The sequence below is a fragment of the Lutibacter sp. A64 genome, from assembly GCF_022429565.1.
Classification (GTDB): Bacteria; Bacteroidota; Bacteroidia; order Flavobacteriales; family Flavobacteriaceae; genus Lutibacter.
In genome coordinates this window covers 1,608,456-1,622,500 of record NZ_CP092487.1, presented here as the reverse complement: position 1 = coordinate 1,622,500, position 14,045 = coordinate 1,608,456, and the positions used below count along the sequence as shown (strand labels likewise).

Here is a 14,045-nt window from a genome sequence, read left to right as displayed (position 1 = left end):
TTACTACCACGTTGGTTTTACTTTAGGGGCTGGAAATATAGCATCTTATAAAAATGATAGTATTTGGTATTCTAAAAATTATACAAACTATAAAGTATTAGATAATGGACCATTGCGTACTACATTTAAATTAGATTTTGAGCCTTGGACGGTGGCAGGAGAGAACGTTAGAGCAACAAAAACAGTAAGTTTAGATGCAGGAACTCAGTTAAATAAAATCACTGTTTCTTACATGTTTGAAAGCGAAGATATATTACCTGCAGTTATCGGAATAATTAAGAGACCAGAAGAAGGAGGTAAAGAATTGCTTAATGTTGAAGATGGAATTTTATCTTATTGGGAGCCAACGCACGGAGATGATGGTACTACAGGAGTTGGGGTGATAATACCTTCAAAAGTTAACAATATGAAAGTTAGATACAATCAATTTCTTGCTGAAGTTGAAATTATAAATAATGTACCTTTTGTATATTACACTGGAGCAGCTTGGGATAAAGCAGGTATAATTACTAATAATGAACAATGGGTATCATATTTAAAAACTAAAAAGAAAGAATTACTTCATTCAGGTATTGAAGTTAGTTTTAAATAAATAATTCACTTTAATTAAAGTTATAAAAGGGAAATTTTATCGTTCCTTTTTATGAATATAGAGCCATTTCTCTTGTTGGCTAAATTCTAAATTTTCTTTGGTAATAATTTCAAGAGGAGAATATATTTTTTCTTGTGGAATTGTATTTTGAATTAAATAATCAGCCATTATTTTAACTGATTTGAATCCTTGATTAAAAGATTTCTGAGAAATTAAAAATGTAATTTTATCATTTTTTAAATATTCAATATTTTGGTCAGTAGTATCAAAACCAATTAAACTTAACGTTCTTAGTTTTTCTGAATTAATACAGCTAGATATTGTAGATATTCTACTAGATGGAACCAAAATACCTGAAATATTAGAGTGATTTTCAAATACATTTTTTAGTTGTTGTTTTACATAATCTAAATTTTTTAAATCCTCAAATTTTAAAGAAGTAGTTTTAAAAGGGATTTTATTACTGTTAAAATACGCTTTAAACCCTTGTACTCTTCCTTCTATAACATTATTATTATACAATTTAGATTCAATATCTGTTATTAAATAATTTGCTTCATGTTCGGTACATAAATGCATTAACTTACCTGATAAATATCCACTTTTATATGAGTTTTGACCAATAAATGAAATATTATTAAACCCATTCATTTCAATGTTTAAAAAGATATAAGGAATCTTTTTTTCATCTAAAATATTCACCATTTTTTTAGTTTCATTAAAAAATAAAGGGGTGAGTATTACGGCTTCTGGATTTACTTCTATTAATTTTTTAAAACTTTTGAAGTACGATTTATTATCCAATTGATCAAAAGTGTATTTATTAACTTCAACACCGAAACTTAAAACTTCTTCAGCAGCTTTAGAAATTCCTAATAAGGGAGATTTCCAAAATAAATTATTGCTATCAAAACTAGGCATTAATACAGAGAGATTGTACTTTTTTTTCATTGCCAAAGATCTAGCAATATTATTAATTTTAAAGTTTTTTTCTGTCAATATCTTTTGAACTTTTTCTCGAGTTTTATTAGATACACCATCTCTATCATGAATAACTCTATCCACTGTTCCAACCGAAACATTGGCTATTTTCGCAATTTCTTTTATAGTAATCATAAGTTATTTAAAATCAATACAAATATCAAAAAAAATATATGGAAACAAAGCGAAAATTGATAAAAATTGTTATTTTTGTGTACGCACACGAAACATTTGTTACTTTTTATGAAATGATATTTGTATTTTTTTAATTAAAAACGTGTGCGGACACGTAAAAATTAAATTTAAGAAAAAAGAAATGAGTAAAGTAATTGTATTAACTGGAGCAGGAGGCGTTTTATGTAGTACCTTGTCTAAAGCTTTAGCTAAAGAGGGACATAAAATAGCTGTTTTAGATTTAAGAATTGATGCTGCAAATAAGGTAGCCGAAGAAATTAAAAAAGATGGAGGGATTGCTATTGGAGTTGCTTCTAATGTATTAGATAAAGATTCTTTAATTCAAGCTAAAAATGAAGTTAACGAACAATTAGGTTCGTGTGATATATTAATTAATGGAGCAGGAGGTAATCATCCATTAGGAACAACCTCTAATTCACATTTGTTAGAAGAAGACTTGTTAAATGTAGAGGAAGGTTTTAAAACATTTTTTGATTTAGACCCAAAAGGAATTGAGTTTGTATTTAATTTAAATTTTATAGGTACTTTGTTACCTACCCAAGTTTTTGCTAAAGATATGGTAGGTAAAAAAGGATGTAGTGTTTTAAATATTTCATCTATGAATGCTTTTACACCTTTAACTAAAATTCCAGCTTATAGTGGGGCAAAAGCAGCAGTTTCAAATTTTACAAAATGGTTAGCTGTACATTTTTCAAAAGTAGGTATTCGTGTTAATGCACTAGCTCCAGGTTTCTTTTTAACAGATCAAAATAGAGCACTTTTAACTACAGAAGATGGTGCATTAACAGCAAGAGGCAATACAATTATAGAACAAACTCCAATGGGGAAATTTGGAGAGCCTGAAGATTTAATTGCTACAACTTTATGGTTGTGTGGAGAAGGAGCTTCATTTGTAACAGGTGTTGTGGTTCCAATTGATGGAGGTTTTAGTGCGTTTAGTGGTGTTTAATAAAAAATAATTATGGAGCAAACTTGGAGATGGTACGGACCAAACGATCCAGTACAATTATCAGATATAAAACAAGCAGGAGCAACTGGAATTGTTTCTGCATTGCATCAAATACCAAATGGAGAGGTTTGGACAGTTGAAGCAATAAAAGAAAGAAAAAAAATAATTGAAGAAACAGGACTAAGTTGGAGTGTAGTTGAAAGTATTCCTGTACACGAAAACATAAAAACTAGGTCTGGAAATTATAGTTTATATATTGAAAACTATAAACAAAGTATTAAAAACCTTGCAGCTTGTGGTGTAAGCATTGTGTGTTACAACTTTATGCCAGTGCTAGATTGGACACGAACAGATTTAAAATTTGAAGTAGCAGATGGTTCAAAAGCGTTGCGTTTTGACTTGATTGCCTTTGCGGCTTTTGAGCTGTATTTACTAAAACGTCCAGGAGCTGAAAGTAATTATTCTAAAGAACAACAAAATGCAGCAAAAATGTATGTTGAAAGTCTTTCTGAAGAAGATAAAGCAGTACTAGTAAATAATATTATTGCAGGCTTACCAGGGGCAGAAGAAGGTTATACGCTAGAACAATTTCAACAAATTTTAGATACTTATAAAAATATAAACGCTGAAACATTAAGAGAAAATTTAGTGTTATTTTTAAAAGAAATTATTCCTGTTGCAGCTCAAAATGAAGTATTAATGTGTATTCATCCAGATGATCCGCCAATGCCAATTTTAGGGTTACCAAGAGTGGTAAGTACAGAAGAAGATTATGCTTATTTATTTGAACAAGTTCCAGATAGAGCAAACGGAATTACATTTTGTACAGGTTCATTGGGTGTAAGAGCAGACAATAATTTAGTGCAGATATTTAAACGTTTTGCAGATAGAGTACACTTTTTACATTTAAGAAGTACGCAAAGAGATGCTGTTGGAAATTTTTATGAAGCCAACCATTTAGAAGGTAATGTAGATATGTATAGCATTGTAAAAGAGGTGGTTTTAGAAGAAAGAAGAAGACGTTCTTTAGGTAAAAAGGATGCTGCTATACCAATGAGACCAGATCACGGACATCAAATGTTAGATGATTTACGTAAAAAAACAAATCCGGGATATTCTGGGATTGGAAGATTAAGAGGTTTAGCAGAATTAAGAGGTTTAGAATTTGGAATCTCAAAAAGTATATAATAAAGATGAATCAAATAAATTCAAAAACATTTATTACTGATAAATTCTTGTTAAATTCTAAAGAAGCAGAAATTTTGTACCATCAATATGCAAAAGAAATGCCTATAATTGATTATCACAATCACTTGTCAGCAAAACAAATAGCAGAAAACAAACCCGTAGAAAATATTACAAAAGTATGGTTAGATGGTGATCATTATAAATGGAGAGGAATGAGAGCTAATGGTGTTGATGAAGCATATATAACTGGAGATGCTTCTTTAGAAGACCGTTTTAAAAAATGGGCTGAAACTGTTCCTCAAACCATTAGAAATCCTTTGTTTCATTGGACACAGTTAGAGTTAAAGCGCTATTTTAATATTGATGAAATTTTGCAACCAAGTAGTGCTAAGGAAATTTATAAAAAAGCAAATGCAATTTTAGCTACAAAAACACCTGCACAATTATTGGAAGATATGAATGTAAAGGTTGTTTGTACCACAGATGACCCAACGGATAATTTAGAATATCATAAACAAATAGCTAAAGAAAATTTCTACACAAAAGTTTATCCAACATTTAGAGCTGATGAATTGTTTTTTATTGGGCAAGATAAGTTTTTAAAATATGTGCAAAAATTAAGTGCTCTAGTAAATTTTAAAATAGCTTCTTATGCAGATTTTATAAAAGCAATTGATGAAAGAATTTATTATTTTAATAAAAACGGATGTAAAGTTTCTGACTTTGGAGTAGGTGAAGCATTGGCTATTGAAGATTTTACAGAAGATGAAATTGCTTTAATTTTCGATAAAAAAATAAAAGGAGCAACACTTTCAACTTTAGAAATTAATAAATATAGGTCTAGCATTTTTATTCATTTAGCTAAACAATATCATAAGTTCGATTGGGTGCAACAATACCATTTAGGAGCCATTAGAAATAATAATTCAAGACTAGAAGAACAAGTAGGCTTAGATGTTGGATGCGATTCTATTGGTGATTATTCTATGGCAACATTTATGTCTAAGTTATTCAATACTTTAAATACAACCGATCAATTAGCAAAAACTATTACTTATAATTTAAATCCATCTCAAAACGAAGTATTTGCAACTATGATGGGAAACTTTCAAACAGGAGGTATTCCAGGAAAAATGCAATGGGGTTCTGGATGGTGGTTTTTAGACCAAAAAGATGGTATGGAAAAACAATTAAAAACCTTATCTAATATGGGGTTATTAAGTCGTTTTGTTGGAATGTTAACAGATAGTCGTAGTTTTTTATCGTTTCCTAGACATGAATATTTTAGAAGAATTTTATGCAATTTAATTGCAGATGATGTAAACAAAGGCTTGGTTCCAAATGATCTTCCGTTTTTAGGGAAAATGGTTCAGAATATTTGTTATAATAATGCAGAATCATATTTTAATTTTAAAATGAATTAATTGTGTTTAAGCCTTAAATTTTAATTTTTATGAACCGAATAATTCAAATTTTAACTCATAAGCAACTAATTAAGAGCGAAAGGCATTAAAAACTATAAAATAGACAAATGAAAAAAATTTCAATCTTATTACTTCTTTTTTTAGGTTTAGTTTCTTGTAGAGAAGCATCTGGTATAAAAGTGTTATATCTAGCACATGGCTTACCTCAAACGCACCCTGTTCATAAAGGAATTTTAGAATTTCAAAAAGCATTAGAACTAAAATCTAAAGGAACTTTAAAGGTTAAAATTTTTCCTGATGCTCAGTTAGGTTCAGAAAGAGAAGTATTGGAATTATTACAAATTGGAAGCGTTGCGGCAACAAAAGTAAGTGCAGCAACTTTATCTAATTTTGTTCCAGAATATCACATTTTAGGAATTCCTTATTTGTTTAGAGATAAAGAACATAGATTTAAAGTTTTAGAAGGCCCCATTGGTAAATCTATTTTAGAAAAAGGAAGTAAGTTTTGGTTACGCGGGCTTTGTTATTACGATGCTGGAAGCAGAAGTTTTTACACAAGTAAAAAAGCAATTAGAACTCCAGATGATTTAAAAGGACTTAAAATTAGGGTAATGAACAACCAAATGGCCATTAATATGGTAAATTCTATGGGAGGTTCAGCAACACCTTTATCTTATGGCGAATTGTACACTGCGCTTCAACAAGGAGTTGTAGATGGAGCCGAAAATAACGAACCATCATTTGTATCTTCTAATCATTATGAAATTAGTAAATATTATACGCTAGACGAGCATTCTGCTGTTCCAGATGTACTTTTGATAGGTACAAAATATTGGGATAAATTATCTGAAGATGAAAAAAAATGGGTGCAAGAAGCGGCAGATGAATCTTCTCAAGCTCAAAAAAAGTTTTGGAGCGATTCTGTAGAAGCATCTATGAAAACGGCAAAAGAAGCAGGAGTTGAAATTATAATTCCAGAAAAATCACTGTTTGCTGAAAAATCTAAGTCGGTTTTAGAAGAATTTGTAGCAAAACATCCAGATATGGCTACAATTGTTAATCAAATTAAAGCAGAATAATAATGAGTAAATCAGAACTAATTTTTAACAAAACAAACCTTTTTTTAGAGAGAGTTTTAGTTGTAATATTTGCGTTGTTAGTTTTAGATGTATTGTTTCAAGTATTTTCAAGATATATTTTAGGCACATCTTTTACTTGGACAGAAGAATTTGCAAGGTTTTCTTTAATATGGTTAACAATTTTAGGGGCAGCATATCTTAATGGAAAAAGGGAACACCTTTCTATGGATTTTTTATATCAAAAATTTTCTTTAGCCAATAAAAGAAAAGCTTCTATACTTATAGAGGTTTTAATTTTTCTTTTTGCATTTATAGTAATGGTTATTGGAGGTTTTAATTTGGTTTATACCACATTACATTTAGAGCAACTTTCTGGTACACTTCGAATTCCTTTAGGATATGTATATGCAATAATGCCAATAAGTGGTTTGTTAATCATGTGCTATTCTGTTTATCATATTTCAATTATTTATTCAAACAAAACAAACATTTAATTATGAGTATAGAAATAATAAGTATTATCGTTTTGTTTGGTAGTTTTTTTACACTTTTATTGTTAAAAGTACCAATTGCTTACAGTATTGGAATTGCTACAACTTTAAGCCTTTTATTAAATATAGATAAAATGCCTGGCTTAACAACTATTGCACAAAGAATGACTACAGGTATAGATAGTTTTGCGCTGCTAGCTATTCCATTTTTTATTCTAGCTGGTGAGATTATGAAACGAGGAGGAATTGCAAATCGATTAATCAATTTTGCAAAATCGTTGGTAGCAAGTTTACCTGGAGGTTTGGCATATGTAAATGTATTGGCATCTATGCTTTTTGGAGCAATATCAGGTTCTGCATTAGCAGCAGCTTCTGCAATTGGCTCAATTATGACAGATAGAATGGAAGAAGAAGGATATCCTAAAACATTTAGTGCATCTGTAAATATTACATCATCAACTACAGGTTTGTTAATTCCACCAAGTAATATTCTTATTGTTTATGCTTTAGCAAGCGGAGGAACAGCATCTGTAGCTGCCTTGTTTATTGCTGGGTATTTACCAGGTATTTTGTTGGGTATGGCAATTATGGGATATATTGCTTTTATAGCAATAACTAAAGGTTATGCTAAAGGAAAAAGAGCAACTTTTTTAGAAATTTGGACGTATTTTAGAAAAGCATTTTTTAGCTTATTACTATTAGTTGTTGTTGTTGGAGGTATTGTGGCTGGAGTTTTTACTGCTACAGAAGCATCGGTAATAGCAGTGTTGTATGCAGCTATATTAGCATTGATTTATGGAGATATGAAAGTAACAGAATTTCCAGAAGTACTTTTAATAAGTGCTAAAACAACAGCCGTAGTTATGTTTTTAATCTGTACCTCTATGGCAATGTCTTGGTTATTTTCTTTTGAAGGTATTCCAGAAATGATTAGTAATTTTTTATTAGAACAGTTAAATAACAAGTTTGCTATCTTTTTAGCAATAAATATTATACTGCTTATTATTGGAACATTTATGGATATGACGCCTGCTGTATTAATATTTACACCAATTTTTTTACCTGTTGTAACTACTTTAGGAATGGACCCTGTGCATTTTGGAATTGTAATAGTTTTAAATTTATGTATAGGAATTTGTACACCTCCAGTAGGAACTTTGCTCTTTGTAGGTAGCGGTGTTGCAAAAGTTTCAGTAACAAACGTAATAAGACCATTGTTACCATTTTTATTAATAATGGTTATTGTTTTAATGCTGGTTAGTTTTATTCCAGAAATATCAATGTTTTTACCAAGATTATTTAATTTATAAGATTTGAAGTAGCAATATTGATTTAAAAAAATAAAGTATGAAAGTGCAATTTAAACGAAATAATACAATTAAAAACATATAATCATGGCAATAACTTATGAGTCTAGATATGCTTCAAGTCCTAAAGCAGTAAAAAATTACGATACAACTCAATTAAGAGAGGAGTTTTTAGTAGATAATTTAATGCAAGACGGACAAATTAATTTAACATATTCTCATTATGATAGATATATTGTTGGATCCATAGTTCCTATAGAAGCACTAAAGTTAGAAACAATAGACCCTTTAAAAGCTAATTACTTTTTAGAAAGGAGAGAGTTAGGAATTATAAATGTTGGTGGTAAAGGTACTGTTTCCGTTGAAGGTGTTTTATATGAACTAGATTTTAAAGATGCATTATATATTGGAAGTGGAAATAAAGAGGTTATTTTTAAAAGTGATGATGTTGCAAATCCTGCAAAATATTATTTAAACTCTGCACCTGCACATAAAAGTTATCCAACCGTTAAAGTAAGTAAGGCTGAAGCCAATAAAATTGAGTTGGGTTCTTTAGAAACAGCAAATCACCGTACTGTAAACCAAATGATTATTGGTGGAATTGTAACCACTTGTCAATTACAAATGGGAATGACAGAATTAAAAACCGGAAGTGTATGGAACACAATGCCAGCACATGTGCATGATAGAAGAATGGAGATTTATTTTTATTTAGACATTCCAGAAGGACAAGCTGTTTGTCATTTTATGGGTCAGCCAGAAGAAACACGACATATTTGGATGCATAATTACCAAGCAGTTATTTCTCCACCGTGGTCAATTCATTGCGGTTCAGGAACTTCAAATTATACATTTATTTGGGGAATGGCAGGTGAAAATTTAGATTATGGAGATATGGATGTCGCAAAAATAACAGATTTAAAATAGCTATAGAACAAAATTGAAAAGCATTAGCTGAATATGAAAAAGTATAAAAATTAAAACATAAATAAATTAAATTAAATATTATTAAATAATGAAGAAAACACACATTTTATATTTAGTAGCTTTTGCTTTTCTTTTTAAATCCTATGGTCAAACTTCGAGATTAAAAGACTATAAAGATGCTTCTTTATCTGTAGATGAAAGAGTAGAAGCCTTATTATCATTAATGTCTTTGGAAGAGAAGGTCGCTCAAATGCGAATTTTTCATGCTGGTATTGGAGTGAAGTCAGATAAAGAAGGAAATTTAAAACTCTCTGAAAATGTTATTGAAAAATTAAAGTTAGGTATTGCAGGTATCAAAAATCCAGGAGATCATTTGAGTGCAGTAAAATCAGCAAAATTTAATAATAAGCTTCAAAAATATATTATTGAACAGAACCGTTGGGGAATTCCAGCATTATTTGTAACAGAATCATATAATGGAGTAGACGCAGATGATGCAACAAAATTTGGAAGACCTATGACTTCAGCTGCATCATTTAATCCAGATTTAGTAAACCGCATTTGGGATGTTGTAGGGCGTGAAGCAAGATTAAGAGGGATGCATATGTGTCATTCTCCTGAAGCAGATATAATTCGTGACCCTCGTTTTGGTAGAATGAGTGAAGCATTTGGTGAAGATACATATTTAACAACCCAAATGGTTAAAAATGCGGTTATTGGGGTACAAGGAAATTATGAAGGTTTAGGAAATGGAACCCATATTGGAGCCGTTACAAAACATTTTGCAGGGTACGGACAAGTATTAGGAGGTTCTAATTTTGCAGCCATAGAAATTTCACCAAGAACATTAATAGATGAAATTTATCCGCCTTTTGAAGCTGCTGTAATAGAAGCAAGAAGTTTAGGAATTATGGCTTCTCATGGAGATTTAAACGGAATTGCAAGTCATGGAAACCCAGAATTGTTAACCGGAGTATTACGTGATCAATGGAATTTTAAGGGATATGTAGTTTCTGACGCAAATGATATTGGACGTTTACATTATTTTATGAAAGTTGCAGAAACGCCTAAAGATGCTGCTAGAATAGCTTTAGAAGCTGGTGTAGATATTGATTTATATGCTGAAGATGCTTATTCTTATCTACCAGAAATGGTGAATGAAAATCCAGAGTTAGAAAAATATATTAATAGATCTGTTAGACGTGTTTTAAGAACCAAATTTATACTAGGTCTATTTGATAATCCTTATATAGATATTGATGAAGTTGTTAAAGGAGTTCGTTCTCAGACTTCATTAGAATTAGCGAAGGAATCAGATTTAGAATCAATCATTTTATTAAAAAATGAAGAAAATACACTTCCTTTAAATAAAAATAAATCAATAAAAATTGCATTATTAGGACCTTTAGTAAAAGAAAATACTAAAGAAATGTTTGAAGCTGTTGCAGGTAATACTATAAAATTTGTTGCAGAAAAAGGATTTAACTTAACAAATGGAGATAGTGGTATACCAGAACTTTTAGAAAGAGATCCAAAATCAATTGAAAAGTTGGTAAATATAGCAAAAGATGCTGATGTAAATATCTTATTTTTAGGAGGAGATAAATACACTTCAAAAGAAGCATATTTTGATGGTACTTTAGGTGATAGAACTACTATTGAACCTGTTGGCCCACAAGATGAATTAATAGAAAAAGTAAAAGCTTTAGGAAAACCAGTAATTGTAGTATTACAACATAGAAGAACATTAGCAATAAATACTATAGCTAAAGAGGCAGACGCTATTTTAGATGCTTGGGATTTAAGTGAATTTGGAGACGAATCTACAGCTAAAATTATTTTTGGTGAAGTTTCTCCTTCAGGAAAATCACCTGTAACTATTCCACGATCTATTGGACAACTTCCTTTTCACTATAGTATGAAAGAAATTAATTACAAAAAAGGTTATTTATTTATTGAAAATGGTCCAATTTATCCATTTGGACACGGGTTGAGTTATACAGATTTTAAATATTCAGATATTAAAGTTTCTAATTCAGAAATAACACCAAATTCAGAAATTGAAGTAAGTGTTACAGTTACTAATACAGGAAAAGTTAAAGCTAAAGAAGTAGTACAAATGTATCTTAAAGATGTGTCAGGTTCAGTTACAAGACCCGATAAAGAATTAAAAGCATTTGATAAAATTGAATTAACTCCTGGAGAAAGTAAAATTGTAACATTTAAAATTACTCCAAAAATGCTTGAGTTTACCGGTATAAAAATGGAAAAAACATTAGAAGCTGGTAGTTATGTTGTTATGATGGGAACATCTTCTGAGGAATATCTAGAAACAACATTTAAATTAAAATTGTAAAAAATAGAATAATGAAAAAATCAATATTCACATTTATAGCAATAATAGCACTGTTTAATTATTCTGTAGCTCAAAAAACGTTAAATAAAACTGAAATTGAAGTTGCTATGACAAAGGCTTTAGATTGGCAAGAAGCTCATCCTATTTTTTCTTTAGCACCTACAGATTGGACTAACGGAGCTTATTATACAGGAGTTGCGCGTGCTCATAAAATAACTAATGATCAAAAATATATAGCGGCTTTAAAAAATTATGGATTTTTAAATAAATGGAAACCGTTTAGAAGAACTTATCATGCCGATGATGTTGCAATTTCTTATAGTTATTTATACTTGGAAATGAATGGCGGAAGAAAAAACTTTATTGATATAGAGCCAACTAAAAACTTTTTAGACACTCATTTATATGTACCAAATCACTGGACAGATGGAAGTGATACTAGTACTATGGATAGAACCATTTTATGGTGGTGGTGCGATGCTTTATTTATGGCTCCTCCAGTATTAAATTTATATGCAAAATTAACAGATCAACCAAGGTATTTAGACCAAATGCATAAATATTATGTAGAATCATATAATCAATTGTATGATAAAGAAGAGCATTTATTTGCAAGAGATATGCGTTTTGTTTGGAAAGGAACAGATAAAGATTTAAAAGAACCAAATGGGAAAAAAATATTTTGGTCTCGTGGTAATGGTTGGGTAATCGCAGGGTTAGCTTTAATACTAGACGATATGCCAAAAGATTATAAACATAGAGCTTTTTACGAGGAACTTTACAAAGAAATGGCAGACAAATTGTTGAAAATACAACCAAAAAGTGGCTTATGGCATCCAAGTTTATTATGTCCAGAAACGTTTATTCACGGAGAAGTAAGTGGAAGTGGCTTTAATACTTTTGCACTTGCTTGGGGAATAAATAATGGTTTACTTAAGAAATCAACTTATATGCCAGCTGTAAAAAAAGCTTGGCAAGCATTAGTAGAATGTCAACATGACGATGGTATGATTGGCTGGGTACAAAATATTGGAGGGCAACCAGATCCAGCTTCTTATAATAGTTGGCAAAATTATGGAACAGGTGCTTTTTTGTTGGCTGGAAGTGAAATATTACAACTTGAAGATTAAATCTTTTGAGTGAGAATTAAGAAATTAAATAATTATAAATATAAATAACATGGGTAAATCAATTTTAAGAATTTTAGTTTTTGTTGGGCTATTTGTATCATGCCAACAACCAAAAGAAGAAGCTCCTTGGGTTTCACTTATAAATAATAATAATTTAGAAGGTTGGACTGTTTTAGGAGGTGTTGCAACATACAACGTAAAAGACGGTGTAATTACAGGTACTTCGGTCGCAAATACGCCAAATACGTTTTTAACTACTAATAAAAATTATGATAATTTTATTTTTGAAGTAGAATATAAGGTTGATCCTAGTATGAACTCTGGTATTCAAATAAGAAGTAATAGTTTACCTTATTATAGAAATGGACGAGTTCATGGTTATCAAATTGAAATAGATCCTTCAGAACGTGCTTGGAGTGCTGGTATTTATGATGAAGCAAGACGTGGTTGGTTATGTACTTTAGAAGATAATCCAGAAGCCCAAACTGCTTTTAAACAAAATGAATGGAATCATTATCGTGTTGAAGCTATAGGAGATACTATAAAAACTTGGATAAATAATGTGCCTGCAGCCTACCTAATTGATGATAAAACTTCAAGCGGGTTTATTGCATTACAGGTCCATTCTGTTGGTAAAAATTTAGAAAAGGTAGGTAAAAGTGTTATGTGGAAAAACGCTAAAATTTTAACAGAAAATTTATCTAAGTATTCAACAAAATCTCCAATAGAACCAGTTATCACAAAAAATAGTTTAACAATCGATGAGACAAAACAAGGTTGGAAAATGCTTTGGGATGGAAAAACTACAAATGGATGGCGTGGAGCTAAATTAGATAAATTTCCAGAAGAAGGTTGGCTTATTGAAAATGGAGAGTTAACAGTGCTTGCATCAGGTGGAGGAGAATCTGCAGCCGGTGGAGATATAGTAACTACAGAATTATATAGCGATTTTGAATTAAAAGTAGATTTTAAATTAACACCAGGAGCTAATAGTGGTATAAAATATTATGTAGATACAGAAATAAATAAAGGACCAGGATCTTCTATAGGTTTAGAATACCAAATTTTAGATGATGCATTACATCCTGATGCTAAATTAGGTGCTAAAGAAGGGAGTAGAACAGTTTGTTCTCTTTACGATTTAATTAAAGCAGATGAACAAAAACCTATTAAACCAATTGGAGAATGGAATTCAGCATATATAATTTCAAAAAACAATCATGTAGAGCATTGGTTAAACAATGTTAAAGTTTTAGAATATGAAAGAGGAAGTGATGATTTTTTAAAATTAGTTTCCGAAAGCAAATATGCTAAATGGCCTAATTTTGGAACTTTAGAAAAAGGTCAAATTTTGTTGCAAGACCATGGTGATAAGGTTACTTTTAGAAATATAAAAATTCGTACTCCAAAAAATAAAGAAAATTAA

12 protein-coding genes (1 of these 12 only partly in view) are annotated in these 14,045 nt (G+C 30.4%); 11 read left to right on the top strand and 1 reads right to left on the bottom strand.

The genetic code is table 11. The annotated features are described in order from the left end of the window. Positions 1–592: the 3' portion of a DUF4861 family protein gene (locus tag MKD41_RS06795; RefSeq protein WP_371824294.1), read on the top strand. It extends 473 nt beyond the left edge of the window; 592 of the gene's 1,065 nt are visible here — the last part of the coding sequence; its start codon lies beyond the left edge, outside the window; it ends in the stop codon at positions 590–592. Between the two features lie 36 nt (positions 593–628). Here the strand turns inward: MKD41_RS06795 and MKD41_RS06790 are convergent, their stop codons facing one another. Continuing rightward, positions 629–1,708, bottom strand: a complete 1,080-nt coding sequence (locus MKD41_RS06790; RefSeq protein ID WP_240244686.1) for a substrate-binding domain-containing protein — start codon at positions 1,706–1,708, stop codon at positions 629–631. 181 nt (positions 1,709–1,889) lie between these two features. Here MKD41_RS06790 and MKD41_RS06785 point away from each other — a divergent pair, with 181 nt between their 5' ends. The 10 genes from MKD41_RS06785 to MKD41_RS06740 all read left to right on the top strand — a co-directional run bounded on the left by MKD41_RS06785 (position 1,890) and on the right by MKD41_RS06740 (position 14,045). Continuing rightward, entirely contained in the window at positions 1,890–2,717 is an 828-nt protein-coding gene (locus tag MKD41_RS06785; protein ID WP_240244685.1) for an SDR family oxidoreductase, read from the top strand. Between the two features lie 12 nt (positions 2,718–2,729). Then, the gene (uxuA, locus tag MKD41_RS06780; protein ID WP_240244684.1) at positions 2,730–3,905 is read left to right on the top strand and encodes a mannonate dehydratase; all 1,176 of its coding nucleotides are present in this window, start codon (positions 2,730–2,732) and stop codon (positions 3,903–3,905) included. A gap of 5 nt (positions 3,906–3,910) precedes the next feature. Beyond that, positions 3,911–5,329, top strand: a complete 1,419-nt coding sequence (gene uxaC / locus MKD41_RS06775) for a glucuronate isomerase (protein WP_240244683.1) — start codon at positions 3,911–3,913, stop codon at positions 5,327–5,329. Positions 5,330–5,436: 107 nt separating this feature from the next. Further along, on the top strand, positions 5,437–6,408 hold the full coding sequence (locus tag MKD41_RS06770) for a TRAP transporter substrate-binding protein (RefSeq protein WP_240244682.1): 972 nt from the start codon (positions 5,437–5,439) through the stop codon (positions 6,406–6,408). Between the two features lie 2 nt (positions 6,409–6,410). Next, on the top strand, positions 6,411–6,902 hold the full coding sequence (locus tag MKD41_RS06765) for a TRAP transporter small permease (RefSeq protein ID WP_240244681.1): 492 nt from the start codon (positions 6,411–6,413) through the stop codon (positions 6,900–6,902). Between the two features lie 2 nt (positions 6,903–6,904). Further along, positions 6,905–8,209, top strand: a complete 1,305-nt coding sequence (locus tag MKD41_RS06760; RefSeq protein WP_240244680.1) for a TRAP transporter large permease — start codon at positions 6,905–6,907, stop codon at positions 8,207–8,209. Positions 8,210–8,293: 84 nt separating this feature from the next. Then, complete coding sequence (kduI, locus tag MKD41_RS06755) at positions 8,294–9,133, top strand: 5-dehydro-4-deoxy-D-glucuronate isomerase (protein WP_240244679.1); 840 nt, start codon at positions 8,294–8,296, stop codon at positions 9,131–9,133. A gap of 88 nt (positions 9,134–9,221) precedes the next feature. Beyond that, positions 9,222–11,489: a glycoside hydrolase family 3 N-terminal domain-containing protein gene (locus tag MKD41_RS06750; protein WP_240244678.1), complete on the top strand. Its 2,268-nt coding sequence runs from the start codon at positions 9,222–9,224 to the stop codon at positions 11,487–11,489. A gap of 11 nt (positions 11,490–11,500) precedes the next feature. After that, positions 11,501–12,619: a glycoside hydrolase family 88/105 protein gene (locus MKD41_RS06745; RefSeq protein ID WP_240244677.1), complete on the top strand. Its 1,119-nt coding sequence runs from the start codon at positions 11,501–11,503 to the stop codon at positions 12,617–12,619. Positions 12,620–12,668: 49 nt separating this feature from the next. Further along, on the top strand, positions 12,669–14,045 hold the full coding sequence (locus MKD41_RS06740; protein WP_240244676.1) for a 3-keto-disaccharide hydrolase: 1,377 nt from the start codon (positions 12,669–12,671) through the stop codon (positions 14,043–14,045).

Coding starts and splice junctions, on each gene's coding strand:
- MKD41_RS06790 (WP_240244686.1), bottom strand. CDS start 1,708: ATGATTACTATAAAAGAAATTGCGAAAATAGCCAATGTTTCGGTTGGA.
- MKD41_RS06785 (WP_240244685.1), top strand. CDS start 1,890: ATGAGTAAAGTAATTGTATTAACTGGAGCAGGAGGCGTTTTATGTAGT.
- uxuA (WP_240244684.1), top strand. CDS start 2,730: ATGGAGCAAACTTGGAGATGGTACGGACCAAACGATCCAGTACAATTA.
- uxaC (WP_240244683.1), top strand. CDS start 3,911: ATGAATCAAATAAATTCAAAAACATTTATTACTGATAAATTCTTGTTA.
- MKD41_RS06770 (WP_240244682.1), top strand. CDS start 5,437: ATGAAAAAAATTTCAATCTTATTACTTCTTTTTTTAGGTTTAGTTTCT.
- MKD41_RS06765 (WP_240244681.1), top strand. CDS start 6,411: ATGAGTAAATCAGAACTAATTTTTAACAAAACAAACCTTTTTTTAGAG.
- MKD41_RS06760 (WP_240244680.1), top strand. CDS start 6,905: ATGAGTATAGAAATAATAAGTATTATCGTTTTGTTTGGTAGTTTTTTT.
- kduI (WP_240244679.1), top strand. CDS start 8,294: ATGGCAATAACTTATGAGTCTAGATATGCTTCAAGTCCTAAAGCAGTA.
- MKD41_RS06750 (WP_240244678.1), top strand. CDS start 9,222: ATGAAGAAAACACACATTTTATATTTAGTAGCTTTTGCTTTTCTTTTT.
- MKD41_RS06745 (WP_240244677.1), top strand. CDS start 11,501: ATGAAAAAATCAATATTCACATTTATAGCAATAATAGCACTGTTTAAT.
- MKD41_RS06740 (WP_240244676.1), top strand. CDS start 12,669: ATGGGTAAATCAATTTTAAGAATTTTAGTTTTTGTTGGGCTATTTGTA.